Source organism: Paucihalobacter ruber, assembly GCF_006494535.1.
Taxonomy (GTDB): Bacteria; Bacteroidota; Bacteroidia; order Flavobacteriales; family Flavobacteriaceae; genus Paucihalobacter; species Paucihalobacter ruber.
In genome coordinates, this window is sequence record NZ_VHIQ01000003.1 from 223,293 (window position 1) to 250,055 (window position 26,763).

Genomic DNA, 26,763 nt, shown 5'->3' on the forward strand with positions numbered 1-26,763 from the left:
GTTATGGATGAATTAGAATTATTAAAAAAAGACTGGGGAAAACGCAAACCTCAATTTGAACAAGTTTCAGTAGACGAAATTTATGCCATGTTGCATAAAAAATCGTCCTCAATAGTTAAAATATTGTTTTATATAAGTATTGCCGAGTTGATATTTTGGATTTTACTTAATTCCATTCCATTTTTCTCGTCAGATGCTTACAAAGAACAAATTAATATGGTTTATAAAAATGATACGACGTTTTACATAGTGCTAAGTGTATCTTATGCCATCATATTGTTGTTTATTTATCTTTTGTATAAAGCTTATAAAAACATCACTGCAACCGATAGTGTAAGAGTTTTGATGCAACGCATTTTAAAAACCAGAAAAATTATACAATATTATGTGATTTACAATTTATTAATGGCTTTTACTGCCATGGTTTTAGGAAGTTATTATGGCATTGTAAATGACCCTGTAATATACGAACAATTTAACGGTTTTAATCAAACACAAATAATAATTTCCATTGGTATAATGGTGATTTTTACATTAATGTTTGTTCTATTAACTTGGGTATTTTATAGAATTCTCTACGGAATCTTGATTAGACGCCTATTAAAAAATTACAAGGAGTTGAAAAAGCTGGAAATTTAAATTACCATTTTCTTAATTTATTCAATTCTTCTTTTTCAAGCAATTCTTGCTGAGGTATAACTTTCAAAAAAGATGGATGCTGTTCTATGGCAAATTCAATTTTTTCAACAATTTGGTCGATGGTTTCATTTTCGTAATCTATGTTTAGTGGTTGTTTAATTTCCATAGTTTGCAAAATGTTTTTCTTCTTAACTCGTAGACCTTTTTTATCGAAAGAACGTCTAAAACCATCAATTACAATTGGCACTACAATGGGTTTGTAATGCTTAATAATATGAGCGGTACCTTTTCTAATTGGTTTAAAAGGCGTTGTTGTACCTTGTGGAAAGGTAATCACCCAACCATCTTCAAGAGCCTTTTTAATACTGGTGATGTCGCTCATCTTTACCTGTCTTTGTACCTCTTGACCTCCGGCACGCCAGGTTCTATCAATACTTATTGAGCCAGCATAGGCCATAATTTTTGGCAGCAATCCCGATTTCATGGTCTCTCTGGCAGCTACGTAATAAATATTTAGCTTGGGTTTCCATAGGTAGCCTATGTTTTTAATATTATCATCTCTGCCGCTCAAACTGGCGTTAAACACATGAAACATAGCCACAACATCGGCAAAATAGGTTTGATGATTAGAAATAAATAGCACATTAGTATCGGGTAGATTTCTAATAACATCCGAACCTTCTATTTGTAATTCATTAAAACCACGATAACGCCTATGGGTTAAAGTGCCCATAATTCTAATTAACCATAATTTTAAAAATAAAATATGACCAAACGGATTCTTTTTAAATAAACTCATTACCTGATGTTAAAATAACCTTACAAAAATAATCAGATATACCCGATTAAAAGCCCAAGAAGTCGCTAATATTTTAATTTGAATGAAATAAATATAAATAAAACCTTAATAAACAGATTTTTGCATTTCTATAAAATCTTGTTCTATTGCAACACATTTTGAAATAAACTTTTAATTTCACTCATCATCATTGCAGTGGCACCCCAAACAATTTGTCCGTCAAAATTAAACGCAGGTACTTCTACCTCTATATTGTAAGAAGTTGGTACGGTTACTTTACAAACACAACTGTCGTTTAAAAAATTTTGTAGCGACACGGCTAAAATATCTTCAACTTCAGACTCTTGTTTAATAAAAGTTGGTGTATGAGCTACTTTCCCAAGGAAAGGAAAAACTTCAAAATTACTCGGTGGTATATAAAGTTGTGTTAATGGTTTAATGATTTCAATACTTTTTCTGGACACGCCAATTTCTTCTTCCGTCTCTCTAAGTGCGGTTTCCTCAAAATTTTTATCGATGGCCTCTACCTTTCCACCAGGAAAGGCTAATTGAGCCGAATGCACACCTTTATAAGTTTTGCGTTTAATTAAAACCAAATGAGTTTCTCCGTTAAAATCAGGATAAAACAAGGCTAAAACTGCGGCTTTTTTCGATTTTTTTATAACTTGCTGCCGTAACTTCATCAACTCTTGGCGGTATGGCGGCGACATTAAAAATTGAGCATTCTCGCCGGGAAGCGGCAAGTGCGTTAACTGATTTACCTTTTCATTAAAAAAATCGAACTTCATCTATGAATTATAAAAGTCTGTTGTTTCTTCTCTTAATATTTATGAATTGTGAAGATAGCAAAACTTCAAAAGAAATAACTAATTCTAAAGTGAAGGATAGCATAATAGTTGAAGTTGAAGCTGAAGCTGAATCGAAAGTTAAACCGAACGACAGTGATGATACATTTCAACTCACTGACACCAATGCCATGGATTTTTTCATGATGTTCGATAAAGAAAACCCCGAAAACAAAGTGCGCATCTACACCCGTTTTGGAACTATTGATTTAGAACTATTTACTGAAACTAACTTTCATCGGGCCAATTTCATCTTTTTAACCAAAAAAGAATATTTTGATGGTACACAGTTTCACAGAGTGGTTAATAACTTCATCATCCAGGGCGGTAATACCGATAATCCTAATGTTGGTAAAAAACGTGGCGAAATAGGCAGATATCTTATTCCGAAAGACACCAGACATGGTTTTAATCACCATAGAGGTATTGCGTCTGTCCCCAGTTCAGAAATTGATAACCCTTATAAACTTGCTTCGCCTTATGAATTTTTTATAGTTCAGGCACCGAATGGGGCTTATCATTTAGATGGCGATTATACAGCCTTTGCCAAGGTTATTAATGGTATGAATGTAGTAGATAAAATTGCTGCCCAAAAAACCGATCGAGCCGAATGGCCATTGCGGAATATCATTATTGACTCTGTGCGGATTATAGATTAACCCTTATATAAAGTTGGCAAACTAATCTTAAAAATAACCGCAGCCAATCTTACTGCAATCACTACTAAACCAACGATTAAAAACAATATATCAGTTGATAAGTTTGTGAGTGCCTCCAGCATAAAAAATATAATTCCACCAACAATACAGGCAGTAGCATAAATTTCTTTTCGGAAGATAACGGGAATTTCGTTGCATAAAATATCCCTAATCACGCCTCCAAAACAAGCCGACATAGTACCTAATGCAATACAAATAATTGGATGTAAATCTGCCAAAATACCCTTTTCAATTCCTACAACTGTATATAAGCCTATACCAATGGTATCAAATAAAAACAGAGACCTTCTAAGTTTATCTAGTTTATTTCTAAAAATAACCGCGAAGATTGTAGCTCCGGCAATAACATACATAAATGTGAGGTTTTTCATCCAAAATACCGGTACTTGTCCGATAAGCACGTCTCGCAAGGTACCACCGCCAACTGCCGTTACAAAGGCTATGATAAATACACCGAAAGGATCGAGTTTTTTGTTAAGCGCTACCAAAACTCCAGAAATGGCAAAGGCTATAGTACCGAGAATATCAATAATTTGTAAGAACATTACATTTGTTGGGTATAGTAGTTATAATCTTTTAAGATGGTGCCAATAAATTCTTTGTCGTACATATCACTTTCAATAGACAATACGGTACATATTTTAGTTCTCAATAATTTAAGCATCTTAAAATCGTTGGTGCGTCGGGCAATTTGAAAGGCTTCTTTAATGATGCGCACATCTTTATCGGTTAAAGTAGTAACGTTTGAAAATACCGGTACATAGTCGTCTTTAACTTCCTCTAAAATGGTATTCGAAATTTTTTCTTTCTTCTTCACGCTTATTACCACTGTTCCGGCTGCAGCATCACCAATGCGCTGTTTTTTGTCGGATAACAAAATGCTGGTAACACCAATTGAGGCAAAGAAAATCCAGATATCAACAAAGCGCAACATCCATCTCACCATTAAATTATACCATTCGGTTGGGGCGCCGTCTAAGCGCACCACGCGAATGCGCATGATCATCTTTCCAATGGTTTGTCCGTTAAACGCAATATGGCAAATTAAAGAGTAAAAAAATGCCGGTAATAAAATGAGTCCAAGATAACCGCGCTTACTCCAACCATCGTCGATAAAGGTTGAAAATTCAACCAAATTTTCCATAATGGTCATGTAGGTTAACAAAATAACCCCATCAATAAGGAAAGCCACAAACCTTTCGCCCAATCCAATTAATTTGTAATTAAGGTTCACATTTTGGGCTGTGTTTATTGCTAGATTGCTCATTGCAGAGTATATTCGTTTAAATTTTAAGTTTATGCGTGAAGCTGCATTTGTGAGGCAAAATAAGGAAAAATGGCTGGTATTTGAAAAGGCTTTGAATAATAATATGAAAATTAATCCGGATGACCTAGCATCGTATTACATTCAACTCACCAACGACCTGTCTTATGCTCAAACTTACTACCCCGATAGTAAGACCTTGTTATATCTCAATTCGCTGGCGTCTCAGGCACATCAAAAAATTTACATCACCAAAAAAGAGTCTAAAAATAAAATTATAAGTTTTTGGAAATACGAATTCCCGCTATTTTTTAAACAATATCACAGCACTTTACTTTACACTTTTTTGATTTTTATGGGTGCAGTTCTAATTGGTGTGGTTTCTACCCTAAACGACGATTCGTTTGTGCGTTTAATTCTGGGCGATAGTTATGTAAATACAACTATTAACAACATTGAAAACGGCGAACCAATGGCTATTTATAAAAGCGGCAGTAAAATGGGCTCATTTTTAGGAATTACCATTAATAATATTAGAGTTGGAATTTTGGCTTTTGCCTTTGGTGTTATTTTTAGCGTTGGAACCATTTATATTTTGCTAACCAATGGCATCATGCTTGGCTCTTTTATCACTTTTTTCTACAATTATGGTTTATTAGAAAAAACCTCAACAGTTTGGCTGCACGGCACTATCGAAATTTCGGTGATTGTAATCGCAGGCTGTGCCGGATTGGTAATGGGCAACAGCTTTTTGTTTCCTAAAACCTACTCAAGGCGCGTAGCTTTTGTAAAAGGTGCCAAAGATGGATTGAAAATTGTGGTAAGTACCATTCCGTTTTTTATAATAGCCGGATTTATTGAAGGATTTATTACCCGTTATGGTGAACAAATGCCTTCATTTATTTCGTACGGAATTATATTTTTGTCGTTGTTTATCATTGTATATTACTATATTGCATATCCAATTTTATTGAATAAGGCAATCCCTCAAATTAAAAATAATCATTTAAGTGAACAAACCCTATTTAGAACTCAGAACGCGTAACAGCTTTGGCGATATTATCAATCTTTATTTTCAATTCTTAAAGTACAATTTTAAAAATTTTGTCAACTTGTATCTCAAATACAATGCAATTAGCATTATTTTCACACTAATTGCTTCTTATCTATTGGTTACAGGTTTTATGGGGCTTGCCAGTAGAGATTTTAGATTTGGCATGAGCAGTAATATAGACAGCAATGCCTATCTTATTAGTGGTGTTATTGTTTTGGTACTAATGGTATTAATTACCAGTTTAATAAATTATAGTTTTTCAAGCGCATTTATTACTGAGTATGTTGAAAATAAAGGTGAAGTACTTTCAAAACCCGTTTGGAATAAAATAAAAAAGAACATTGGTAATATCATCCTGCTCATCTTAATTGGTTTTGTGACTTATCTGGTTTATTTAATAATTTCGATTGTGGTGTCTTTTATTCCTTTAATTGGATTGATTGTGCAATACGGACTCAATTTTACACTAACCGCTTTATTTGGGTTATCCTTTATTTCAATGTTTAAAGCAACTAACAGAGAAGGCGCCGGAGCAGCCATAGGCGAGGCATGGGATTTTACGCTTTCAAACTTTTGGAATGTAATTTTATACGGATTGGTAATTGGCATTTTAAATTTGATGATTACCGCATTGATGTCTACTATTCCAGGATTTATAATTGGCATATACCTGTTTTTTTCAATTGATGCTGATATTGATTTTGCCACCAGTAACTTTGCAAGTGTTATTTTTACCATAAGTTTTGCCATGTTTATTTTGAGTTTTATTTTCACACAAGCCTTATCTCAAATTTCTTATGGCATCTTGTATTACAACCTTTATGAACAAAAACACAACACCTATTTAAAAGGTAAAATTGAGCAAATTGGTATTAATGATTAAGACGGTTTTTGACTTGATATTTAAGGGTCGTTCATATTCAACCCATGTAGTTAAAACCCACTTAAACCGTGGGGTGAATACAGATTTAGATATTAAACTAAACACTGGCTTAGTCGATAGCCTCACACAAAACAAGATTAAAACCGATTCGTCTCAAGTCGAGGTAACCCCTTTTAAAGAAGCCATTAACGAACGTTATAAAGGGAGCGACTTTAACTATGACATTAACGATACAGGTGGCATCAATTTGTTGCAGCGACTTTTACAGCGTTTTTTTAATTGGCTTAGTGATGTTTTCGGCATTAATATAGATTTTGTCGATTACAAAACGCTAGAGATAATTATTTACGCTTTGCTGGGTATTGGCGCTCTATACCTTTTGATTCGGTTTTTGGTTGAAAACCCAATGAACCGTGTCTTTAAAACCGAAGAAACATCGATAGAGACCTTCAACTACACCGAAGAAAACATTACCGAAGTTAATTTTGACCAACTAATTAACCAAGCAATTAACGAAGGTAATTTTAGATTAGCCACCAGATTTTTATATCTAAAATCCCTTAAAATTCTATCTAAAAACAATATTATTGAATGGCATTTTGATAAAACCAACAGCGATTACCTCAACGAAATTAAAAATACCGAAACACAACAATTATTTAAAAAAGTATCGTATGTGTATGATTATGTGTGGTATGGCGAATTCACGGTAAATCACGACCAATTTGAGTATAACAAACAGTATTTTGTGCAACTTCAAAAAGCAAAAAATTAATGGATAAAACTTCCAAAATAGCACTTTATGCCATTGGCTTTGTTTTGTTGCTAATGATTGTTGCCGAGGTAACCAAGCCAAAAGCGCTCAACTGGAGAGACTCATATTCAGCTTCAGATAAAATACCATTAGGTTGTTATGTACTTTATAATGAACTTAAAAATCATTCAACTTTTAATATAGAATCTTCTGAAAGTAACCTTTATGAATTTATCAAAACGGTAGACACCACTAAAAATCAAACGCTGTTTCTGGTGAACAATTACATCAATTTAGACGATGAGCTTTCAGATGAATTATTGGAATTTGCAAACAAAGGCAATACGGTTTTTATTAGTACAAGATATTTATACTCAAAACTATTAGATACCTTTAAACTCGATTTCCATAGTGGTTATAACAAATTTTACAAAGAACCAACGCTTCAAAGTTTTACAAATCCGCGATTAAAACCAAATGAAAAGTTATTTGAAGATGTTATCGAAAATAGCTTTTTCACATCCATTGACACTACCAATGCTGTAGTTTTGGGAACTTTTGAATTTGCCGATGAAGAATTAGTTGAATATTTAAAGAACTTGAATGAAGACAAACAACTCTTTTTAGAAAATCCAGATGGTAAATATGACACACAAGAATTACCTGAAGATGATGATTATGAAGATGATTACGATAGCTATCATTACGACGATTTCGACTATTCAAAAAACAAAATCAACTATATAAAAATGCCGGTTGGCAATAATGGTGGTGCTTTTTTAATACATACCAATCCTTTTGCATTTACCAATTACCACATGTTAAAAGATAAAGCCGATTATGCTGCCGGTATTTTAGCTTATTTACCGCAGCAAACCATTATTTGGGATAACTATTACAAAAGTGGCAGACGCGTTATTGGGAGTCCGTTGCGTTATATACTCTCTAATCCATCATTAAAATGGGCTTTTTACATGGTCATGTTTGGGCTTTTAATGTTTGTAATCTTTAGAGGCAAACGCAAACAACGGGTGATTCCTATTATTGAACCCTTAAAAAATGCCACGGTAGATTTTACCCAAACCATTGGCGATTTGTATTACCAAAATGGCGATTTTAGCAATATTATCAATAAGAAAATTGAGTTTTTCCTAGAATTTGTAAGATCACATTACTATTTAGATACCAATATCTTAAATGAACAGTTTCAAAACAAATTGGCCATTAAATCGGCTAATACAAAAGAAGACACAAAAACACTTGTAGATTATATAATGTTTTTAAAATCCAAATCAATACATACCGAAAAAGAACTCATAGAACTTAACAAGAAAATAGAATTATTTAATAAAACCAATTTATAATGGAAGAACAACAAGATAACAACCAAGAGCTGTCGCAAGATAACAATAACCAAACTGAAAGTAATCAAGATCAAATAACAGTCGAAACCAAAGACAGTAATTTTGAAAGCAGGCTCGACCTTGGGCCTTTACAGGAAGCGGTGGCTGCAATAAAAAGTGAAGTTGGCAAACTCATTGTTGGTCAAAACGAAATGATCGAGTTTCTAATTATTTCAATTCTTACCAATGGTCACTCGCTTATTGAAGGTGTTCCCGGAGTTGCAAAAACCATTACAGCCAAGCTTCTGGCAAAAACAATGGATATTGGTTTTAGTCGTATTCAATTTACGCCCGATTTAATGCCGAGTGATATTTTAGGAACCTCCATTTTCAATATCAAAACCAACGAATTTGAATATAAAAAAGGTCCAATTTTTTCAAATTTAATCTTAATTGATGAGATCAATCGTGCGCCTGCTAAAACGCAAGCTGCCTTGTTTGAAGTGATGGCCGAACGACAAATAACCATGGACGGCACCAAATACGAGATGCAACCACCATTTTTGGTGTTTGCTACTCAAAACCCCATCGAGCAAGAAGGCACCTATCGTCTACCCGAAGCGCAATTAGACCGCTTTTTATTTAAAATAGATGTAGATTATCCAAATTTAGAAGATGAAATTCAAATTTTAATTGAAAATCACGAACGTCAGGATCAATTCGATTTTAACAGCGTTAAACCGGTGCTTTCAGCCCAGCAAATTACGCACTATCAAGAACTGGTAAAGCAGGTGATTGTAGAGTCGCACTTGCTTAATTATATTGCTGCTATTGTTCACAATACCCGTACCAACGCCAACTTGTTTTTAGGGGCTTCGCCAAGAGCTTCGATTGCAATTTTAAATGCTTCAAAAGCCAATGCAGCTATTAATGGCAGAGACTTTGTAACGCCAGACGATATTAAAAGATGTGCCCGTGCCATCTTAAAACACCGTTTGGTATTAACTCCAGAACGTGAAATGGAAGCCTTTACTGTAGATAAAGTAATAGACCAAATTTTGGAAACCATTGAAATTCCGCGTTAGTGAAGCAATTATTTAAAAATACATATTTAGAATCCAGATTCTTTTTAGCCGTTACTTTGTTTGTGGTGGCCTATATTTTGGCGTATTTGTTTCCGGGTTTATTTGTAATTGTAAACACGCTGTTTTTTGTTTTTGCAGGGTTGGTAATTTTTGATTTGTTTTTATTATTCAAGCAGAAAGGCATTGATGCCAGCCGAAATTTACCTGAAAAATTGAGTAATGGTGACGATAATCCTATTCATATTTCGGTAAAAAACAAGTACCCGTTTAAGGTTGAATTACTGCTTATAGACGAGTTGCCCTTTCAATATCAAAGGCGCGATTTTGATATTTTAACCACCTTAAACCTTCAGCAGAAAAAGAACATTCACTATACGTTAAGACCTTTGCAGCGTGGCGAATATCATTTTGGGAATCTGAATATTTATGTAACCTCACCCATTAAATTAGCGGCGAGACGATTCCAATTTGGTAATAATGCCATGGTACCAAATTACCCTTCGTTTTTACAATTGCGTAAATATATGTTACTGGCCTTTTCAAATAAAATTTTTGAAAGTGGTCTCAAAAAAATAAGACGTATCGGGCATACCATGGAGTTTGAGCAAATAAAAGATTATGTTATTGGCGACGATATTAGAAATATTAACTGGAAGGCAACCGCCAAACGCAATCAGTTAATGGTTAATCAATACCAAGACGAAAAATCTCAACCAATTTATAGCGTGATTGATACAGGCCGAGTCATGAAAATGCCTTTTGAAGGATTAAGTTTATTAGATTACGCTATCAACGCCACTTTGGTAATAAGTAATGTAGCCATTAAAAAACAGGACAAAGCCGGAATGTTTACCTTTAGCCGAAAGGTGGAAAATAAAGTACTTGCAGAGCGAAGACCAACGCAGATGAACAAGATACTGGAAACCCTTTACAACATCAATACAGACTTTGCCGAATCTGATTTTTCAAGACTTTATGTTGATGTAAAGCGCAGTATTTCTCAAAGAAGTTTATTATTGCTTTATACCAATTTTGAAACCTTAGACGCGCTACACAGACAGTTACCGTATTTACAAGCCATGGCTAAAAACCACTTGTTGGTGGTTATCTTTTTCGAAAATACCGAATTAGATAAACTTACCAAGAAAGAAGCCAAAAACACCAGAGAAATATTCGAAAAAACCATAGCAGAAAAATTTATCTACGAGAAAAAATTAATTGTCAACGAACTGCTTAAACACGGTATACAATCAATTTTAACAACCCCTGAAAATCTTACCGTAAACACCATCAATAAGTATCTTGAGATAAAAGCGAGAGGGTTGTTATAGAAATTAAAATTCCAAATAACAAATTCCAAATAACAAATTCAACATTTCCTAAACTTTCTCGAGAGTAGATAAAACTAGATAACAATTCATCTTGAATTTATAACAACTCGGTAAGAACAATTTAATTTCACGAAGATCTGAGCGCATCTTTGTACTGTCTAATTTAAAAAACAAACATTATGCGCTTATTAATTACAATTTTAGCTTTGAGTTTAGGTTTAACAGGCAATGCTCAAGACACGGGTATATCGATTACCGTAACTATAGAAAACATTAAAAATAACGACGGTAAAGTACTGCTTGGTTTGCACAACAGCGAAACTTTTATGAGAGCTGACGGACTTGACAATTTAGAAAGTACTATTGAAAACGGGAAAGTTATATTGGTCTTTAAAAACGTCAAACCCGGAGACTATGCCATACTCGCAATGCACGATGAAAACGAAAATTATATGATGGATTTTGAAGCCAGTGGCATGCCAAAAGAATCGTTTGGATTATCTAACAACCCAATGAGTTTTGGTCCGCCACAATTTAATGAAGCCAAGTTCACAGTTAATGATAAAGACTTAAATCTCACGATTAGATTTTAATTCTCGCCAAAAACATTCATTTTCTTTAAATTAAAAAACCTCACAATCCTTAAATTTTAGGACTGTGAGGTTTAATAGTACAATTGGTTTGCAAATATATTGATGTTAAACACTTTCGCCTAACCAGGCTTTCAACATCCAAACCGTTTTTTCTTGTTCGGTGATAAAATCACTCATCATGGCGTTGGTACCTTCATCATTCAACTCGTCTGATTTATCTAAAATTTGTCTTTCAATCTTAAGTAAGGCAGTTAAAGAATCAACAATTAACCTTACGGCTATTTCATCTTCAGAAACATTTTTACCAACCGGTACTTTCGCGATGGCCGAATAATCTTCAAACGTATGTAATGGCGTGGTACCTAAGGTTAAAATGCGTTCGGCAATTTCATCAACTTTAAGGTTGGCGTCTGTATAAAGCTCTTCAAACTTTGCATGTAAATCAAAAAAACGTTTTCCTTTAATATTCCAGTGTACACCTCGTAAGTTTTGATAGTAAATTTGAAAGTTTGCCAATAAGTTGTTTAAATCATTCGCTAAATCTTTAGCTTTATTTTCTTTTAATCCAATACTGTTCAGTGTCATAATAATATGTTTTTTAATTACTTAAAGATAGTGAATTTTCTCCTCAATACCTCATAGTTTTTATAAATACTTTTTATATTTTTATAGTCTAAATTAATAGTCATGACCATTACCCAACTTCAATACGTTTTAGCCATTGCTGAGCAAAAAAACTTTACAAAAGCTGCAGAGAAGTGTTTTGTAACCCAGCCAACACTAAGTACTCAAATTCAAAAACTGGAAGATGAGCTTGATGTGATTATTTTTAACAGAAATAAAAAACCCATAGAACTCACCGAGGTTGGTAAAAAAATTGTAGATCAAGCAAGAAATATTGTAAGTGAAGCCGAACGCATTCAAGATATTGTAGACCAGCAAAAAGGATTTATTGGCGGCGAGTTTAGATTGGGAATTATTCCTACCATCATGCCAACTTTATTGCCTATGTTTTTGAATAATTTCATCCATAAATATCCAAAAGTTAAATTAAAAATTGAAGAACTTACCACCGAAGAAATTATAGACAGATTAAATGAAGGACATTTAGACGCGGCCATTGTTGCTACGCCATTGGCCATAGAATCAATAAAAGAACGTGTTTTATACTACGAGCCATTTGTAGCCTATATTCCTCAAAATCATAGATTACATCAAAAAGACAAAATTAAAGCCTCCGATTTAGACATTGAAGATGTATTACTCTTGGAAGACGGCCATTGCTTTAGAGAAGGCGTTATTAACTTATGTAAGTCATTCAAGAAAAATATTGAAAATAAATTTCAAATAGAAAGTGGTAGTATTGAAACGCTCATAAAATTATCTAATGAAGGTTTGGGAATGACGCTTCTACCCTATTTACACACCTTAGATATAAAGGAAAAACTAAGTGTAAATCTCAAACATTTTGAAGAGCCAACACCGGCGAGAGAAGTGGGCATCATCTATCATAAAAGCGAACTGAAAATGCAAATTATAGAAGCATTAGAAAAAGTAATTTCAGGCGTTGTTCGCGGGGCAATTGCATTTCAAAATGTAAAAATTATCAGTCCGACGGCCCAATAAAAAAGCGACCATTTCTGGTCGCTCTTATTACTTTTTCAAATAGATTAAACATTGGTTCAATTCCGGATTTCTGAGTATGAGTGACTGAATAAATAGTCGCAACTCTTCGATTTCGTAAGGCAGTAATCGCCGCATTGCTTTTTGAACTTCTTTGCAAAACAAACTTGCATCAAAACTTACTTTTTCAAGAACCGTCTTGGTGTATTCAAACATTGCTCTGGCCATAAATATTACAATTTTAATTAGTAAAGCGTAATTCTATTGTATAAGCATTAATTTAAATTTTATCAAAAATAAACAATTTAGCGACATTATTATTGTGATATCAATAATATTTAACAGCCTATTATGTTAAATTGATAATTTAGAAACGATTATCACCATCTAATAAATTACCTAAGCCGCCTAAAATACTACCTTCCCCTTTTTGTTTACCGCCAGCCTGTGGTGCTGCGGCAAAAACCCTTCCGGCCAGTCGGCTAAATGGTAGCGACTGAATATAAATCTTTCCCGGTCCGGTGAGTCTTGCAAAAAACAAACCTTCACCACCAAACATGGCGTTCTTAATTCCACCTACAAATTGTATATCATAATTTACAGTTTGAGTAAAACCTACCAAACAGCCGGTATCAACTCTAAGACTTTCGCCAGATTGTAATTCTCTGCTGGTAATGGTACCACCGGCATGAATGAACGCCATGCCATTACCTTCTAATTTTTGCATGATAAAGCCTTCACCACCAAATAAACCTCGTCCTAATTTTCTGGAAAATTCAATACCGATGTTCACACCTTTGGCCGCGCATAAAAATGCTTCTTTCTGACAAATAAATTTACCGTTGTACTCAGTTAAATCAATCGGGATTATTTTACCGGGATACGGTGCTGCAAACGACACCTTGCGTTTGCGTAATTCGGTATTGTAAAACATGGTCATGAACAAACTTTCGCCGGTTAAAACGCGTTTTCCTGCACCAAGTAACTTACCTAATAACCCGGAATCCTTTTGAGAACCATCGCCAAAAATGGTATCCATTTGAATACCATCTTCCATCATCATAAAATTACCGGCTTCGGCAACAACAGCTTCTTGCGGATCTAATTCAATTTCCACAAATTGCATCTCTTCTCCATTGATTTGATAGTCTATATCGTGTGCAGACATAATATAAGGGTTTAATGTTTCTGGTATTTGGATTTTGGTATTTGGATTTTGGTATTTGGTAATTAATTAGATAAAAGAAGTGTGAAAATGTTACAATAAGTCGCCCAATTTTTAACTTTTCAATTTGAGCGTCCATTCAAAATTAAACTTAGACACCTCAATACCATCGGCATTGGTTCCAGTGGCCTGCATCCAAACAGTACAACCTTCACCGGTTGAAATTGTGTGGGCAATGGCCTTATCTAACTGTGAACCGTCTTCGCATATAAAGGTAATTCTACCGGTGGCCTTTTTAGTAAAGGTAGCATTATTATTTGCCACCAGCATTGAGATATTTTTTCTGCTTTGCATAATTTTCTGCATCACCAGCGCACCTGTAGTAAGTTCTGCAGCCATACCTTGAACTGCCCAGAACATAGATTTAAACGGATTTTTGTTAATCCATTTGTGTTTGACCGTAACAACGCATTTCACATCATCGAGATATCTTGTTCTTACACCACACAGGTATGCAGACGGTAAATTAAATAGCAAATACCAGTTGAGTTTGTTGGGAGAAATATTCATATGTTTTGTTTCGCTAAAATTAATGAATATTTATAGGATTCTATTTGTTAATTATATGTTAAATATTAGTACTAGGTATTGCAATGTACCTTCTTTTGGATATATATTTGCATAAGAAACTATTATATACTTTTGAAATCATGTTAGACCAACATCAAAAAAACATCGCCACGTTCATTCATTTGTCTACATTCAGCAGATTTATTGTGCCTTTTGGGAATTTTCTCGGGCCGGTAGTGATGTGGATTTTACATAAAGAAAAGTCTAAGTTTCTTGACTACCACGGTAAGCAAATTATAAATTTTCAAATTAGTCTTTTAATTTATGCACTCATATTAGGCGCCATTAGCATTCCGTTTATATTATGGAGCTTCTTTGGTGGATTTGATTTTTTCAATTTTGGAAATTTCCCAGATTTTCATTTGGTCTTTAAAAAACCTTCAGCCTTTTTAGCTTTGGCGGGCGGACTCGGAGTTTTGGGTATTATAGCCTTTATAGTAGAAATTATTTTAATCATCGTGGCCAGCCTGGCAGCCAGAGACGGCAAATACTATCAATACCCGTTTACAATCAACTTTATTAAATAATCATCAATCAATCAAAAAAAATGAACAGTAACATTTTTAAAACAAATTAACAAATGAAGATAGAAAACACAAAAGCTCAAATGCGCAAAGGTGTTCTTGAATTTTGCATCTTATCGGTTTTAAAAGACGAAGATGCCTACGTAGCCGAAATTCTTGAAACCTTGAAAGACGCAAAATTGCTTGTAGTTGAAGGCACTATCTATCCGCTTTTAACACGGTTAAAAAATGCCGGATTACTCAATTACAGGTGGGAAGAATCCACTTCGGGTCCGCCGCGCAAATACTACGGTCTTACCGAAACCGGTAAACTGTTTTTAAAAGAACTCGATAACACCTGGAGCGAACTACAACACGCAGTCAACACCGTAACACGCCATAAAAACAAAAACAATGAATAAAACAGTTAACATAAATCTTGCCGGTATATTTTTTCATATTGATGAAGATGCCTACCTTAAGTTACAAAGGTATATAGATGCTATTAAACGCTCTTTTACCGATTCGCAAGGCAGAGACGAAATCATTACCGATATTGAAGCCCGTATTGCAGAACTTTTTACCGAAAATCTTCAAACCGACAGACAAGTGGTGTCTTCTAAATTGGTTGATAAGGTGATAGGTATCATGGGACAACCCGAAGATTATCTGGTGGACGAAGAAATTTTTGAAGATGAACCACAACCCCAAAATCCAAGCAGACCCATCAAAAAATTATTTAGAGATACTGATAACTCTTATATTGGCGGCGTTTCTGCGGGATTGGCGCATTATTTAGCTATTGATGCAGTTTGGTTAAGACTGTTCTGGATTCTTTTAGCGCTGGGTTCTGGAGGTTCTTTCATTCTTATTTATATTCTATTCTGGATTTTAGTGCCTGAGGCTAAAACCACCACCGATAAACTAATGATGAAAGGTGAAGAAGTGAACATTAGCAACATAGAAAAGAAAATTAAAAAAGGTTTCGATAACGTTGCCGATTCGGTTAAAAATGTTGATTACCAAAAATATGGAAGCAAAGTCAAATCCAGCTCAAAATCGTTTTTTGATACCTTGGGAGATATTTTTATGGTATTGTTAACCATATTTGCTAAATTTATTGGGGTTATACTCATTCTAATCGGTGCCATCACCATCATTGGTTTGGTAATTGGGTTATTTGGATTTGGATTTACCAATGCCATCAATTTACCTGTATTCGACTTTATTGAAGCTTCAGCAGTGAACATTATTCCATTTTGGCTTACAGCATTAATGGCATTTTTCATCGTTGGTATTCCGTTTTTCTTTTTGTTCTATTTGGGGCTTAAGATTCTCATTAACAACTTAAAATCTATCGGAAACATCGCTAAATTTTCGTTGTTGGGCATTTGGATTATTTCACTTTTAGGTTTAATTGCCGTTGGAATATTACAGGCTAACGAAATTGCTTTCGAAGCTAATACTACAAGTAAACATGAATTAGCTGTAACCACAGGTGATACATTGTACGTAAAAATGCAAGGCAATGCCAATTTTAGTAAAAGCCTTAGAAGAAATACAGGTTTTGATATTGTTTATGATGAAAACGATACACAACAAATTTTTAGCAGGAACGTAAGACTTGTAGTAAAATCAACCAAAGATTCATTGGCCTACATAAGCATTACAAAAATTGCCGATGGCCGAAGCCACGCAGCAGCCAAAGAGCGTGCAGGAAATATAAATTATGAATATATATTAGTTGATAACATTTTAAATCTTGATGGCTATTTCTTAACCGAAATGGATAATAAGTACCGTAACCAAAAGGTTGAAGTTGAGTTATATCTTCCTGAAGGCAGCATTCTAAATGCCGATGACAACACTTATACTTATCACAGCAATACGAGCAGCTACGGTGATATTTTAGACAATGGATTTGAAAATAAACATCTTCAAATTATCAACAATGGCATTAAATGTCTGGACTGCGAAGATGACACCTATAATATAGACATCAAAATTTCAAACGAAAAAGAAGGAATTCAACTAGATAGCAGTGGTGTAAAGATAAACGCTGATGACGCTGCTTTGGAAATAAATTCGGAAGGCGTTAAAGGCGAATCTAAAAACATCAAGGTGAACATCAACGAAAAAGGAGTTGAGATCAAATCAAAAAACAATTAACAATTCAGTGAAGAAATTTGACACTTGAGTCGCAATTCTTTCTGTATAAAAATTATAATTCATCAATTTGTACCGAACAATCAATCAAAATCAATTCATTATGACAACCTTAGTAAAAATGACCGTTTCTGCCATGTTAACCCTATTATTCTTGTCTTGCAATTTCATACAGGGAGTCACCGGTGATGGCAATGTAAAAACTCAGGAAAGAGAAGTCTCATCATCATTCACAGGCATCCATACCAGTAATGGATTAGATGTAATCTTAACTCAAGATGATGTCGAATCTATAAAAGTGCAAGCCGATGAGAATTTGCACGACATTATCACTACTGAAGTTGAAAACGGTGTACTTAAAATTTCCACCACAAAAAATATTGGTTACGCAAAATCAAAAAAAGTGATGGTATCTTTTAAAGATTTAGAGACCATTAAAAGCACCAGTGGCAGCGACCTTAGAGCCAATGGCACTTTAATTTTTAATAGCGTAGATATTGAAGCTACCAGCGGCTGTGATGTTAATTTATCTATTGAAGCCGAAAATTTAAGTGGCTCAGCAACTAGCGGTGCCGATTTAAAACTTAAAGGAATTGCAACTACAATTAACCTAAAAGCCACCAGTGGTGCTGATATCAATACCATGAACTTAAGCTCCAAAAATGCGGTGGTTAGCGTGACTAGCGGTGCAGACATTAAAGTTAATGCAACCCAATCAATTGAACTCAGCGCTACTAGTGGAGGAGATATTAGGTATTACGGAAATCCAGAAAATGTTATCAAATCCGAAGCAGTTTCAGGATCAATTAAGCCAGGTAAAGAATAAATTTTAAATATTAGTTATTTCATTATCAAACCATTTCAAACTTGTTGTAAAGTTTGGGATGGTTTTTGCATATATTTGTTATAACTAATATGTGTTTACTAATGAATAAAATTACTTACACACTTATCCTTTTTCTTGCTTTGGTATTTACAACTACTGCGCAAAACAAAGAAAAAATTAAAGGCAGCAGAATTGTTACCATTGAGCAGACTTACATAGATGAGTTTAGCAAAATTATAATTGCTGATAACTTACCTGTCGAAATTGTTTTTAACAGTAAAACCTCTGTTGAAATTGAAGCTGATGACAATTTGCATGAAGTCATTAAATTTGAAGTGACTGATGGTGTTTTAAACTTTGAAACAACCCAACAAATAACCGGTTCTAAAAAATTACAAATCACTGTCAACTACAGCAGCAAGCTTGAAGAAATTGAAGTTAACGGTGATGCTGAAATAAGATCACTGTCTACCTTAGAAATTGAAAATTTAACACTCAAAACAACAGGTAATTCGAAAGCATATCTTAATATTAGAACTAAAAACTTTAACTATACTGCTGCCGATAAATCGCGCTCGAGACTTAATGTAGTGTCCGAAAATGCCGAATTGATTATAAATGACAACTCTAAAATTGAAGCACTCTACACTACTAATAATTTTAAGGCAGATTTATATCAAAGAGCAGACTTATCTATTGAGGGCTTTGTGAAGTCAGCTCAATTAAGAATAGACAACTCTTCAAGTTTTAGCGGTAAAAATTTAAATATTGATGATTGTACCTTAAGTCTGGAAGGTGGCAGTACAGCTGTTGTTAATGTAGCCAAAACAATAATAATTGAAGCTTCCGACAAAACAGAAGTCTATCTTTATGGAAATGCTGCAATAACACTTAACAAGTTTTTAGGCTCGGCGAAATTGCTTAAAAAAGAATTTTAATTTGGAAGTGAAGCAACTTTAAGATCGAATACTATTTTTATGATATTCGAAACTTTTACTGCTCCCATTAATTTTTTTGGAGCTTCAAGTTCAAAATCGTTGATATCTAAATCCATGCTGCCACTATAAGATAATTGGTTAGCACCTGAAACATTTACCGGCACCAAATATCGCTTGGTATTACCAGCTAACGAAATATCAACCTCGGCCATGGCCTGATTTTTTTGAGAAGTTTTATGCACCTCAACCAATCCCAGTTTAATATGAGGAAACTCATCAGATTTAAGCAATTTTCTCAAATCTTTATTCATCATATTATTACCGCAGTCAAAACAGTCGTTATCTAACAATAATTGAGTGTTTCTAAACTTTAAGGCATTTTCTGATTCTTGAAAATTTACTTTTAAAGGATCGTCAATATTGGTGATTTCAAAAATGCAGTTAAATTTATTAACGTTTGTTTTACCTTGAATTTCCAAGGTACTATCCGGCATTAATTTAATTAAAGCTTCTCCGGTATCATAGGCATTGCCCTTAATAAATGAACTGAGAACCGGATAAAGTAACAGCAGTGCGATTTGAATTTTAAGGGTTTTCATAATTAGCTTATTAGAGAAACTTAATAAAGTTAAGAAAAAAGTCTCAAACTATGCTCATTTAATGAGAACAAAGTTTGAGACTTGTTATGATTAGTACTAGAAACTAATAACTGTTTCGAGCATTATACCATCAAATTTACCATCGTTAAAAATGCTGTTAGCATTGTAACCATCGTGTTTTTGAGAAACATATTCAAATTTGGCAAGAATATTTTTGGTTAAGAACCAACCGGCAGATAAGTTAAATCTAGTAATTTCAATATCATCTCCATTGGCTTCTTCTGAATCTACCTTGTTATATCTGGTACCTACATAGAATTTTTCGTTTTGACCAAATCTGTATATAAGTTCACCGGCCAATTGAGTGGCAGTTCTATCTTCTAATTCGTTATTGGCTCTACCTGTTGCATTTTCAAAAGTTCCAAAAAACTCTAATCCTCTATATTTCACGAATGGGTTAATCATTACAGCTGTGATTTTATTTCTTAAATTAGGATTATAGCGTCCAGATCTAAATTGGTTTGTTGGGTTGGCATCTTCATTTTCTAAAACCAGATAATATCTTGAACCAGCTCTATCGGCACTGTATAAATAAGACGTTTGTACTGCACCTGTATTATAAAGAGAACCGGTTAATCTAAATCTCAAATCGTCATTAAGTTGTTTGTCGTAACCTAATTTAGCCAAAAATGATGCACCACCGGTATCAGGGTTTGATACAGCTTGGTTCAATTTACCATTGGTAAAGCCTACCATACCAATAAAGCCATTACGTCTATAGTAAAGTTCAGCACCAACCTCAGTTGTAAAGGCGTCCATAATAAGGTTACCTACAAATGGGTTATATAAAGCTTGAGCGTTATCGCTACGTCTAAAATGAGCATCTCCATAGTTGTTTTCCATATGTCCAACTTTTAAAGTGGCATATTTCATAAAACCACTCATAAAGCCTTCGCTTACAAAATCTAAATTATCGATTTGAATGTAGCCGCCTTTTACATAAGGTTCCGGGTGGTGACGTGAAGACAAATAAGTTCTTAGGTGCATTCTAACGCCTTTCGCCAATGCCACATCTAAATCTAAGTTAGCAGTAGCCAAGTTAAAGTTATAACCTATTTCTTTAAGTGCAACCGCACCTGAATTTTCGTGATCTAAAGCCTGAAATTGAAGAGTTGACTGTCCACCAATTCTAACGTTAATACCGTCAAAAGTACTGATCGAATCTTTTGGCGCTTCAAAGACGTTAATACCACGTTGGTCTGGTTGTCTGTAGTTATCTAAGTCTCTTTTACTTTGTCCAAAAGAGGTAAAAAACACAGACAGGGATAAAAGTAATACAGTAATTTTTAATTGTGTTTTCATAATTGTTTGATTTTAGTTATTGGTTTTTTTATTTATTAAATTTTGAGTTAAATGAAATAGTGACTTCATCGCCTGTCTTGATGGTACCAAGAAGGGCTGTTGGAGGCTCCACTTCAAAATCGGTCATTTTGATAGTTTTCTTTCCGTTAAGTGTTACTTGATTATCTGATACATTAACATCTAAGCTCATTGGAACTACTTTAGTAACACCATTAATTTTGAGTTCACCTTGAATTGACAACTTATAAGAACCGTTGCTATTTTTTTCGGTAGCAGTAGTACCGGTATACTTAAACTCGATATTTTTATGAGTTTTGGTGTTTAAGGCCTTATAAGTGTTTTTGTCCATACCGGACTTTCCGCTTTTTAACCCTTCAGCTTCAATTATAATTTGAAGATTTTTTATGCCTTGGTCTGAATTTAAAACTAAATTACCTTCTTGGTTTTCGGCTTTAACTTCCCAGTCGTGCACATTAGAAGTTCCTAACACCAGTAAACTTGAATTATTTTTATCAAGTTTAAAATTCTGTGCAGTTATTGTTTGTGCAAACATTAATACCAGCACAAAAATTGAGGTGGTATAATTTGCGATTCTTTTAAAGTTTAATTTGATCATGGTTGTAATGTTTAATTCTGCGACAAAATTCAATCAAACTATCAATTTGAATTATGATAATTATCATGACTCTTAACTTAACACTAAGAAACAAGCAATTACAAATAAAAAAAGCCGAAAGAACGACTTTCGGCTATATTAAAAAAGGTAAAAACTGTTAATTGTAGGTAGAAGTGCTCACCTCAAAAGTGCTGTCTTTGGCCGCCAAATAGCGCTCAGCGTCTAATGCCGCCATACAACCTGTTCCGGCTGCTGTAATAGCCTGTCTATAAATGTGATCGGCTGCATCACCAGAGACAAACACGCCCGGGATGTTGGTTTTGGCACTTCCCGGTTTATTAATGATGTATCCGGTTTTGTCCAGTTCTAAATAATCTTTAAAAATATCGGTATTGGGTTTGTGACCAATAGCCACGAAAAACCCGGTAGCAGGAATGTCTGTCAATGCTCCGGTAATTTTATTTTTTACCCTAACACCGGTTACTACCTGGCCGTCGCCTAAAACTTCTTCGGTTTCTGTATTGTACAGAATTTCGATGTTTTTGGTGTTTTTCACACGATCTTGCATAATTTTACTAGCTCTAAATTCATCTCTTCTTACAAGCATGGTAACTTTAGAACACAATTTTGAAAGATAGTGTGCTTCTTCACAGGCAGAATCACCTGCGCCAACAATAACTACTTCCTGATTACGATAGAAAAATCCGTCGCAAATAGCACAAGCCGAAACACCTCCGCCTAGTTTTAAATATTTTTGCTCGGATGGTAAACCAAGATACATAGCCGATGCCCCGGTAGAAATAATGATGGTGTCTGAATGAATTTCCTTCTCATTATTAATCCATGCCTTATGAATATCACCTGAAAAATCAACCTTTGTAACCCAGCCATGTCTTACATCTGCACCAAACCTTTCGGCTTGTTTTTGTAGTTCTATCATCATTTCGGGTCCTGTAATACCATCGGGATAACCTGGGAAGTTTTCAACCTCGTTGGTGGTTGTTAATTGTCCGCCCGGTTGTTCACCCTGATACAACACAGGAAACATATTTGCTCTGGCTGCGTAAATGGCCGCTGTATAACCTGCCGGTCCCGAACCTATTATTAAACATTTTACTCTTTCAATTGAATCGCTCATATCTAAAATTTTATTTCAATACAAAAGTAGAATTTTTAGAACAAAACTTACGTTAAAAGCATTAAAAGACCGCAAATCCCATTCTATCTATAATTCACTTTTTTTTTGTATCTTTTCTACTGAATTTTAAAACTTACAACATGAAACTAAAGCTATCTTTACTTATAATCTGTGCATGTTTGTTTATATCATGCCAAGATCAACAGGCAAAAACGGAAATAACAACCGATACCTCATTCGAAAACACTCCATTATCATTAGAAGGCACATGGGAATTGGTTAGCTATCACAATTACCAAGGAAATGTAGCTGTAGACACTTTTGAATCTGACGATGAGCAAACACAAATTAAATTGTACACCAAAAATCATTTTATGTGGAGTAAAAAAGTGCCCCACGGAAACGACGAATGGCACGGATTTGGAACCTACGTTCAAACCGATTCTACTTTGTCTGAAACAATAAAATACGGTTCAGCGGCTATGCAAAACCTCATCTCTAACTCAGATCAGTTTTTTTACCAATTAAAACTTGAAAAAGACAGCTACTCTCAGATTGTTACCGACGATGAAGGTTATAGAATTTATTCTGAAAATTATAGACGGATTGAGTAAATATAGACTTAATCAACTTTTTTTACTTAAGAAATACTAAGACCTAATAGGTGTCAATATTTTTTATTTGTTTAATTTTTGAAAGTTATCAGTTCTCATATTTAGGAATAAAAACCGATATACCTTTAAGAACCGCTTTATAGATTTTTATTAAAAAAATTGAGCAAGCTCATGTTTTCAATAGGAGGATTACTATCATGATCCTATAATAGGGTCGATGCTCACCAAAATCCTTTAAAGCTCGGCTTTATGGTATTTTTTGTTTTTAAACTTTTATTAGAAAGCTCAACAGTTTAATTGCAGGATTACTGCGTGATCCTGAAGGGTGGTCGGTGCTCAACAAAACCCTTTAAAAGCTCCGCTTTAAGTTATTTTTAATTTCAAAAAACATTTGAGCAAGCTCATGTTTTTTGAAATTAAAAATCCCTTCCACTACGTGAAAAGGATTTTGTTGGTCGGGGTGGCAGGATTCGAACCTGCGACCTCCTGCTCCCAAAGCAGGCGCGATAACCGGGCTACGCTACACCCCGAGTTTTTAAAGTTTCTCGGAAACTTTTATAAATTTTTCTTTCCCTTCCATCGTCTCAGTTATATATAAACCATCTAACCTGCGACCTTCACGCCTTAGGCGTGACGCGATTACCGGGCAAAGTTGTTCCCAAATTTATTCGGGACTACCCCACAAAAATTTCAGGCTGCAAATATATACCTTTTTATAGGCATTAAGACAATTATTATAATTAATTTTAAGCCTCGTAAAATAGATGTATTATGCAACTCACATTCAAATCTCCACTAGTATTATTATTAATTTTCTTTCTGTCATGTGCTCAGGATAAAAACCCTGTTAACACCAATAACACTCACGAAGTTGTTGTACCCGAACTACAAATTCCGTGGGGTATTGCATTCTTACCTGACGGTTCAATATTATACGGTGAAAAAGCCGGAAAACTATACACATACAAAAACGGCAATAAAACCGAAATAGCAGGTTTGCCTGAAATTTATGTGCGTGGTCAAGGCGGATTAATGGATATTTTACTACACCCAGACTACACCGACAATGGTTGGATTTATATAACTTATGCCTCTTCAGATAACCCTGATGACGGCGGCAATACTACAGTAATGCGTGCCAAACTGGAAGGCAATACCTTAACAAATCAAGAGGTCTTGTACAAAGCTACTCCAGACACCAAAAAAGGTCAGCATTACGGTTCAAGACTAGCATTCGACGCGCAAGGCTATCTCTATTTCAGTATTGGCGATCGCGGTGAACGCGATGTGAATCCGCAAGATATTACCAGAGACAACGGTAAAATTTACCGCATTTATGACGACGGTCGCATCCCGGAAGACAATCCGTTTTATAATGAACCCAACGCCGTTAAAGCCATCTACTCTTACGGACACAGAAATACGCAAGGCATGGCTGTACACCCTCAAACAGGAGAAATCTGGACACATGAACACGGTCCGCGAGGTGGTGACGAAATCAATATTATTGCCGCAGGTAAAAATTATGGATGGCCTGTAATTAGCTATGGCATTAACTACAATGGTACATCTTTTACCGAGTTTACAGAAATGGATGGCATGGAACAGCCTTTGCATTATTGGGATCCGTCCATCGCCCCTAGCGGTATGGCTTTTATTTCAAGTGATAAATATCCCGGATGGGAAGGCGATTTGTTGGTAGGCTCCTTAAAATTTGAATACCTAGACAAATGCACCATTGAGAACAACAAAGTGGTAAAAGAAGAACGCTTATTAGATGGTTTGGGACGCATCAGAACCGTAGTTCAAGGTCCAGATGGCTATATATATGTTGGTGTTGAAAATGTAGGTATTGTTAAATTGCTTCAAAAATGAGATTAAAATATACAATTGTCATTGGTGCAATGTTTTTAGGTTTAAACATGAATTGCCAAAACACTCCTAAAAAAGTTAGCGCTAACCTAGCCGAAAGTATGGAAGAAGGCAAACTTATTTACAACGACTTTTGCATAAGTTGCCACATGGCCGACGGCGAAGGTGCCGGAGCCATTTTTCCGCCTTTGGCAAATTCCGATTATTTAAAAAACAAACAAATTGAAAGCATTAAGGCAGTTAAATACGGCATGTCGGGCGAGATACTGGTAAATGGCAAAACCTACAATAGCGTTATGTCTCCAATGGGCTTATCAGACCAAGAAGTAGCCGATGTTATGAATTACATCAATAATTCATGGGGCAACGATTATGGCGAATTTTACGCCAAGTCCGATATTTCAAAGATCAAACCATAATTAACACAGTGCAAATCACTAAATTTGCAAAAGTGAATTTAAAGAGTTAAAAATGCTAATTATTGGAATTGCCGGCGGCACAGGATGCGGCAAAACAACGGTTGTTAATCAAATTCTAAACGAACTTCCGTCGGGCGAAGTTGGTGTTATTTCACAAGATTCTTATTACAAAGACACCTCGCATTTAAGCTTTGAGGAACGCGTTGCCATTAACTTCGACCATCCGCGATCTATTGATTTTGAATTGCTGGAACAGCACCTTATTCAGCTAAGAAACGGCCAAACTATAGAACAGCCCGTATATTCATTTATAAAACATAATCGTACCGGTGATGTTATTTTAACACACCCCAGAAAAGTTATGATTGTTGAAGGCATTTTGATTTTAACACACCCTGAATTAAGAAATCTGTTCGATATAAAAATTTATGTGCATGCCGATAGCGATGAGCGCTTAATTAGAAGACTAAAAAGAGACATTAACGAACGTGGAAGAGATATAGACGAAGTTTTAGCCCGTTACCAAAACACCCTAAAACCAATGCATCAGCAATTCATAGAACCTACTAAAGAATATGCAGACATTATTATACCAAATAATAAATATAATACCGTTGCCGTAGATATTGTTAAAACCATTATTAACGAAAGGTTAGTTTATGACCACAAATAAAAACACAACAAAATTTCTAAGCATTCTTAAGAAACCATTTGTTTTGATTTTATTGATATTTTTAATTTGGATGTTGTTTTTTGATGCCAACTCCTATCTAATTCACAGAGAATTAAACAAGGAAATTAACGAATTGGAAAAAGAGAAAAACTACTATCTCAGGGAAATGGAAGCCGATAAAAAAATCATCAAACAACTCTCAACCGATGATGGTATTGAAAAACTGGCCAGAGAAAAATATTATATGAAAAAAGAGAACGAAGATATCTACATCATAGAATACGAAGATAGCATCGTTAAAAATAAATAG

Annotated in this window: 32 protein-coding genes and 1 tRNA gene; 20 read left to right on the top strand and 13 right to left on the bottom strand. The window is 34.7% G+C overall.

Annotation, left to right across the window (positions count from 1 at the left end):
* Positions 1-3 precede the first annotated feature (3 nt).
* A complete protein-coding gene (locus tag FJ651_RS07210; RefSeq protein WP_140989830.1) occupies positions 4-639 on the top strand; it encodes a hypothetical protein in 636 nt (211 codons plus the stop codon).
* A 1-nt stretch (position 640) separates the two neighbouring features.
* Here the strand turns inward: FJ651_RS07210 and FJ651_RS07215 are convergent, their stop codons facing one another.
* Both FJ651_RS07215 and FJ651_RS07220 read right to left on the bottom strand, forming a co-directional pair.
* Positions 641-1,438: a lysophospholipid acyltransferase family protein gene (locus tag FJ651_RS07215; RefSeq protein WP_140989832.1), complete on the bottom strand. Its 798-nt coding sequence runs from the start codon at positions 1,436-1,438 to the stop codon at positions 641-643.
* Positions 1,439-1,581: 143 nt separating this feature from the next.
* Positions 1,582-2,226 carry an NUDIX hydrolase gene (locus FJ651_RS07220; protein ID WP_140989834.1) on the bottom strand — a complete coding sequence of 215 codons (645 nt, stop codon included), beginning with the start codon at positions 2,224-2,226 and terminating at the stop codon, positions 1,582-1,584.
* Between the two features lie 41 nt (positions 2,227-2,267).
* On the opposite strand from FJ651_RS07220, the gene FJ651_RS07225 reads away from it, so the two are divergent.
* Positions 2,268-2,942, top strand: a complete 675-nt coding sequence (locus FJ651_RS07225) for a peptidylprolyl isomerase (protein ID WP_246085332.1) — start codon at positions 2,268-2,270, stop codon at positions 2,940-2,942.
* Here FJ651_RS07225 and FJ651_RS07230 read toward each other — a convergent pair.
* Together FJ651_RS07230 and FJ651_RS07235 are read right to left on the bottom strand one after the other, a co-directional pair.
* A complete protein-coding gene (locus FJ651_RS07230) occupies positions 2,939-3,547 on the bottom strand; it encodes a trimeric intracellular cation channel family protein (protein ID WP_140989838.1) in 609 nt (202 codons plus the stop codon). The genes FJ651_RS07225 and FJ651_RS07230 overlap by 4 nt on opposite strands.
* Complete coding sequence (locus tag FJ651_RS07235) at positions 3,547-4,269, bottom strand: RDD family protein (protein WP_140989840.1); 723 nt, start codon at positions 4,267-4,269, stop codon at positions 3,547-3,549. Before FJ651_RS07235 ends, FJ651_RS07230 begins: the two co-directional genes overlap by 1 nt.
* 31 nt (positions 4,270-4,300) lie before the next feature.
* Between FJ651_RS07235 and FJ651_RS07240 the strand changes: the two genes are divergently transcribed.
* The 7 genes from FJ651_RS07240 (at position 4,301) to FJ651_RS07270 (ending at position 11,309) form a co-directional block, all read left to right on the top strand.
* Positions 4,301-5,311, top strand: a complete 1,011-nt coding sequence (locus tag FJ651_RS07240) for a stage II sporulation protein M (protein WP_140989842.1) — start codon at positions 4,301-4,303, stop codon at positions 5,309-5,311.
* Positions 5,277-6,203, top strand: a complete 927-nt coding sequence (locus FJ651_RS07245) for a hypothetical protein (protein WP_140989843.1) — start codon at positions 5,277-5,279, stop codon at positions 6,201-6,203. Before FJ651_RS07240 ends, FJ651_RS07245 begins: the two co-directional genes overlap by 35 nt.
* Entirely contained in the window at positions 6,196-6,978 is a 783-nt protein-coding gene (locus tag FJ651_RS07250) for a hypothetical protein (RefSeq protein WP_140989844.1), read from the top strand. Before FJ651_RS07245 ends, FJ651_RS07250 begins: the two co-directional genes overlap by 8 nt.
* A complete protein-coding gene (locus tag FJ651_RS07255) occupies positions 6,978-8,321 on the top strand; it encodes a DUF4350 domain-containing protein (protein WP_140989845.1) in 1,344 nt (447 codons plus the stop codon). Before FJ651_RS07250 ends, FJ651_RS07255 begins: the two co-directional genes overlap by 1 nt.
* Positions 8,321-9,385 carry an AAA family ATPase gene (locus FJ651_RS07260; protein WP_140989846.1) on the top strand — a complete coding sequence of 355 codons (1,065 nt, stop codon included), beginning with the start codon at positions 8,321-8,323 and terminating at the stop codon, positions 9,383-9,385. Before FJ651_RS07255 ends, FJ651_RS07260 begins: the two co-directional genes overlap by 1 nt.
* Positions 9,385-10,716 (top strand): DUF58 domain-containing protein, encoded by a 1,332-nt coding sequence (locus FJ651_RS07265; RefSeq protein ID WP_140989847.1) that lies wholly within the window; start codon positions 9,385-9,387, stop codon positions 10,714-10,716. The genes FJ651_RS07260 and FJ651_RS07265 overlap by 1 nt, the downstream gene beginning before the upstream one ends.
* Positions 10,717-10,895: 179 nt before the next feature.
* Positions 10,896-11,309, top strand: a complete 414-nt coding sequence (locus FJ651_RS07270) for a DUF2141 domain-containing protein (protein WP_140989848.1) — start codon at positions 10,896-10,898, stop codon at positions 11,307-11,309.
* A gap of 105 nt (positions 11,310-11,414) precedes the next feature.
* Here FJ651_RS07270 and FJ651_RS07275 read toward each other — a convergent pair whose 3' ends face one another.
* Positions 11,415-11,894 (bottom strand): Dps family protein, encoded by a 480-nt coding sequence (locus FJ651_RS07275; protein WP_140989849.1) that lies wholly within the window; start codon positions 11,892-11,894, stop codon positions 11,415-11,417.
* Between the two features lie 102 nt (positions 11,895-11,996).
* Here FJ651_RS07275 and FJ651_RS07280 point away from each other — a divergent pair, with 102 nt between their 5' ends.
* Positions 11,997-12,935 (top strand): LysR substrate-binding domain-containing protein, encoded by a 939-nt coding sequence (locus FJ651_RS07280; protein ID WP_140989850.1) that lies wholly within the window; start codon positions 11,997-11,999, stop codon positions 12,933-12,935.
* Positions 12,936-12,962: 27 nt separating this feature from the next.
* Here the strand turns inward: FJ651_RS07280 and FJ651_RS07285 are convergent, their stop codons facing one another.
* The 3 genes from FJ651_RS07285 to FJ651_RS07295 form a co-directional block, all read right to left on the bottom strand.
* Positions 12,963-13,160 carry a hypothetical protein gene (locus FJ651_RS07285; RefSeq protein WP_140989851.1) on the bottom strand — a complete coding sequence of 66 codons (198 nt, stop codon included), beginning with the start codon at positions 13,158-13,160 and terminating at the stop codon, positions 12,963-12,965.
* A 139-nt stretch (positions 13,161-13,299) separates the two neighbouring features.
* Complete coding sequence (locus FJ651_RS07290) at positions 13,300-14,100, bottom strand: TIGR00266 family protein (RefSeq protein WP_140989852.1); 801 nt, start codon at positions 14,098-14,100, stop codon at positions 13,300-13,302.
* A gap of 111 nt (positions 14,101-14,211) precedes the next feature.
* On the bottom strand, positions 14,212-14,667 hold the full coding sequence (locus FJ651_RS07295; RefSeq protein ID WP_140989853.1) for a DUF4442 domain-containing protein: 456 nt from the start codon (positions 14,665-14,667) through the stop codon (positions 14,212-14,214).
* Positions 14,668-14,807: 140 nt separating this feature from the next.
* Here FJ651_RS07295 and FJ651_RS07300 point away from each other — a divergent pair, with 140 nt between their 5' ends.
* From FJ651_RS07300 to FJ651_RS07320, 5 genes are all read left to right on the top strand, one after another.
* Positions 14,808-15,254 (top strand): DUF4870 domain-containing protein, encoded by a 447-nt coding sequence (locus FJ651_RS07300; protein ID WP_140989854.1) that lies wholly within the window; start codon positions 14,808-14,810, stop codon positions 15,252-15,254.
* 53 nt (positions 15,255-15,307) lie between these two features.
* Positions 15,308-15,652 carry a PadR family transcriptional regulator gene (locus FJ651_RS07305; RefSeq protein WP_140989855.1) on the top strand — a complete coding sequence of 115 codons (345 nt, stop codon included), beginning with the start codon at positions 15,308-15,310 and terminating at the stop codon, positions 15,650-15,652.
* Positions 15,645-17,399 (top strand): PspC domain-containing protein, encoded by a 1,755-nt coding sequence (locus tag FJ651_RS07310; protein ID WP_140989856.1) that lies wholly within the window; start codon positions 15,645-15,647, stop codon positions 17,397-17,399. The genes FJ651_RS07305 and FJ651_RS07310 overlap by 8 nt, the downstream gene beginning before the upstream one ends.
* A gap of 100 nt (positions 17,400-17,499) precedes the next feature.
* Positions 17,500-18,222 carry a head GIN domain-containing protein gene (locus FJ651_RS07315; RefSeq protein WP_140989857.1) on the top strand — a complete coding sequence of 241 codons (723 nt, stop codon included), beginning with the start codon at positions 17,500-17,502 and terminating at the stop codon, positions 18,220-18,222.
* A 101-nt stretch (positions 18,223-18,323) separates the two neighbouring features.
* Positions 18,324-19,160: a GIN domain-containing protein gene (locus FJ651_RS07320; protein WP_216746103.1), complete on the top strand. Its 837-nt coding sequence runs from the start codon at positions 18,324-18,326 to the stop codon at positions 19,158-19,160.
* Here FJ651_RS07320 and FJ651_RS07325 read toward each other — a convergent pair.
* The 4 genes from FJ651_RS07325 to trxB form a co-directional block, all read right to left on the bottom strand.
* The gene (locus tag FJ651_RS07325; RefSeq protein ID WP_140989859.1) at positions 19,157-19,759 is read right to left on the bottom strand and encodes a YceI family protein; all 603 of its coding nucleotides are present in this window, start codon (positions 19,757-19,759) and stop codon (positions 19,157-19,159) included. The genes FJ651_RS07320 and FJ651_RS07325 overlap by 4 nt on opposite strands.
* Before the next feature lie 96 nt (positions 19,760-19,855).
* Complete coding sequence (locus FJ651_RS07330) at positions 19,856-21,121, bottom strand: TonB-dependent receptor (RefSeq protein ID WP_140989860.1); 1,266 nt, start codon at positions 21,119-21,121, stop codon at positions 19,856-19,858.
* Between the two features lie 28 nt (positions 21,122-21,149).
* The gene (locus tag FJ651_RS07335; RefSeq protein WP_140989861.1) at positions 21,150-21,737 is read right to left on the bottom strand and encodes a YceI family protein; all 588 of its coding nucleotides are present in this window, start codon (positions 21,735-21,737) and stop codon (positions 21,150-21,152) included.
* 157 nt (positions 21,738-21,894) lie between these two features.
* Positions 21,895-22,875: a thioredoxin-disulfide reductase gene (trxB, locus tag FJ651_RS07340; protein WP_140989862.1), complete on the bottom strand. Its 981-nt coding sequence runs from the start codon at positions 22,873-22,875 to the stop codon at positions 21,895-21,897.
* 140 nt (positions 22,876-23,015) lie between these two features.
* Between trxB and FJ651_RS07345 the strand changes: the two genes are divergently transcribed.
* Positions 23,016-23,489, top strand: coding sequence for a hypothetical protein (locus tag FJ651_RS07345; protein WP_140989863.1), 474 nt, complete (start codon positions 23,016-23,018; stop codon positions 23,487-23,489).
* A 452-nt stretch (positions 23,490-23,941) separates the two neighbouring features.
* On the opposite strand, the gene FJ651_RS07350 is transcribed toward FJ651_RS07345, so the two are convergent.
* Positions 23,942-24,019, bottom strand: a tRNA-Pro gene (locus FJ651_RS07350).
* A 241-nt stretch (positions 24,020-24,260) separates the two neighbouring features.
* Between FJ651_RS07350 and FJ651_RS07355 the strand changes: the two genes are divergently transcribed.
* From FJ651_RS07355 to FJ651_RS07370, 4 genes are read left to right on the top strand one after another with little or no spacing between them, the layout of a single operon-like run.
* A complete protein-coding gene (locus tag FJ651_RS07355) occupies positions 24,261-25,364 on the top strand; it encodes a PQQ-dependent sugar dehydrogenase (protein ID WP_140989864.1) in 1,104 nt (367 codons plus the stop codon).
* A 47-nt stretch (positions 25,365-25,411) separates the two neighbouring features.
* Positions 25,412-25,780: a c-type cytochrome gene (locus tag FJ651_RS07360; protein ID WP_246085333.1), complete on the top strand. Its 369-nt coding sequence runs from the start codon at positions 25,412-25,414 to the stop codon at positions 25,778-25,780.
* Between the two features lie 52 nt (positions 25,781-25,832).
* Complete coding sequence (gene udk, locus FJ651_RS07365) at positions 25,833-26,453, top strand: uridine kinase (RefSeq protein WP_140989865.1); 621 nt, start codon at positions 25,833-25,835, stop codon at positions 26,451-26,453.
* Positions 26,440-26,763, top strand: a complete 324-nt coding sequence (locus FJ651_RS07370; protein WP_140989866.1) for an FtsB family cell division protein — start codon at positions 26,440-26,442, stop codon at positions 26,761-26,763. Before udk ends, FJ651_RS07370 begins: the two co-directional genes overlap by 14 nt.

Bases quoted from the DNA above. Each gene is read 5' to 3' on its own strand.
- FJ651_RS07260 (WP_140989846.1), top strand. From the start codon at position 8,321: ATGGAAGAACAACAAGATAACAACCAAGAGCTGTCGCAAGATAACAAT.
- FJ651_RS07320 (WP_216746103.1), top strand. From the start codon at position 18,324: ATGAATAAAATTACTTACACACTTATCCTTTTTCTTGCTTTGGTATTT.
- FJ651_RS07345 (WP_140989863.1), top strand. From the start codon at position 23,016: ATGAAACTAAAGCTATCTTTACTTATAATCTGTGCATGTTTGTTTATA.
- FJ651_RS07250 (WP_140989844.1), top strand. From the start codon at position 6,196: ATGATTAAGACGGTTTTTGACTTGATATTTAAGGGTCGTTCATATTCA.
- FJ651_RS07295 (WP_140989853.1), bottom strand. From the start codon at position 14,667: ATGAATATTTCTCCCAACAAACTCAACTGGTATTTGCTATTTAATTTA.
- FJ651_RS07290 (WP_140989852.1), bottom strand. From the start codon at position 14,100: ATGTCTGCACACGATATAGACTATCAAATCAATGGAGAAGAGATGCAA.
- FJ651_RS07300 (WP_140989854.1), top strand. From the start codon at position 14,808: ATGTTAGACCAACATCAAAAAAACATCGCCACGTTCATTCATTTGTCT.
- FJ651_RS07215 (WP_140989832.1), bottom strand. From the start codon at position 1,438: ATGAGTTTATTTAAAAAGAATCCGTTTGGTCATATTTTATTTTTAAAA.
- udk (WP_140989865.1), top strand. From the start codon at position 25,833: ATGCTAATTATTGGAATTGCCGGCGGCACAGGATGCGGCAAAACAACG.
- FJ651_RS07230 (WP_140989838.1), bottom strand. From the start codon at position 3,547: ATGTTCTTACAAATTATTGATATTCTCGGTACTATAGCCTTTGCCATT.
- FJ651_RS07235 (WP_140989840.1), bottom strand. From the start codon at position 4,269: ATGAGCAATCTAGCAATAAACACAGCCCAAAATGTGAACCTTAATTAC.
- FJ651_RS07280 (WP_140989850.1), top strand. From the start codon at position 11,997: ATGACCATTACCCAACTTCAATACGTTTTAGCCATTGCTGAGCAAAAA.
- FJ651_RS07285 (WP_140989851.1), bottom strand. From the start codon at position 13,160: ATGGCCAGAGCAATGTTTGAATACACCAAGACGGTTCTTGAAAAAGTA.
- FJ651_RS07225 (WP_246085332.1), top strand. From the start codon at position 2,268: ATGAATTGTGAAGATAGCAAAACTTCAAAAGAAATAACTAATTCTAAA.
- FJ651_RS07220 (WP_140989834.1), bottom strand. From the start codon at position 2,226: ATGAAGTTCGATTTTTTTAATGAAAAGGTAAATCAGTTAACGCACTTG.
- FJ651_RS07240 (WP_140989842.1), top strand. From the start codon at position 4,301: ATGCGTGAAGCTGCATTTGTGAGGCAAAATAAGGAAAAATGGCTGGTA.
- trxB (WP_140989862.1), bottom strand. From the start codon at position 22,875: ATGAGCGATTCAATTGAAAGAGTAAAATGTTTAATAATAGGTTCGGGA.
- FJ651_RS07335 (WP_140989861.1), bottom strand. From the start codon at position 21,737: ATGATCAAATTAAACTTTAAAAGAATCGCAAATTATACCACCTCAATT.
- FJ651_RS07370 (WP_140989866.1), top strand. From the start codon at position 26,440: ATGACCACAAATAAAAACACAACAAAATTTCTAAGCATTCTTAAGAAA.
- FJ651_RS07325 (WP_140989859.1), bottom strand. From the start codon at position 19,759: ATGAAAACCCTTAAAATTCAAATCGCACTGCTGTTACTTTATCCGGTT.
- FJ651_RS07255 (WP_140989845.1), top strand. From the start codon at position 6,978: ATGGATAAAACTTCCAAAATAGCACTTTATGCCATTGGCTTTGTTTTG.
- FJ651_RS07315 (WP_140989857.1), top strand. From the start codon at position 17,500: ATGACAACCTTAGTAAAAATGACCGTTTCTGCCATGTTAACCCTATTA.
- FJ651_RS07305 (WP_140989855.1), top strand. From the start codon at position 15,308: ATGAAGATAGAAAACACAAAAGCTCAAATGCGCAAAGGTGTTCTTGAA.
- FJ651_RS07310 (WP_140989856.1), top strand. From the start codon at position 15,645: ATGAATAAAACAGTTAACATAAATCTTGCCGGTATATTTTTTCATATT.
- FJ651_RS07355 (WP_140989864.1), top strand. From the start codon at position 24,261: ATGCAACTCACATTCAAATCTCCACTAGTATTATTATTAATTTTCTTT.
- FJ651_RS07270 (WP_140989848.1), top strand. From the start codon at position 10,896: ATGCGCTTATTAATTACAATTTTAGCTTTGAGTTTAGGTTTAACAGGC.
- FJ651_RS07330 (WP_140989860.1), bottom strand. From the start codon at position 21,121: ATGAAAACACAATTAAAAATTACTGTATTACTTTTATCCCTGTCTGTG.
- FJ651_RS07275 (WP_140989849.1), bottom strand. From the start codon at position 11,894: ATGACACTGAACAGTATTGGATTAAAAGAAAATAAAGCTAAAGATTTA.
- FJ651_RS07360 (WP_246085333.1), top strand. From the start codon at position 25,412: ATGAATTGCCAAAACACTCCTAAAAAAGTTAGCGCTAACCTAGCCGAA.
- FJ651_RS07210 (WP_140989830.1), top strand. From the start codon at position 4: ATGGATGAATTAGAATTATTAAAAAAAGACTGGGGAAAACGCAAACCT.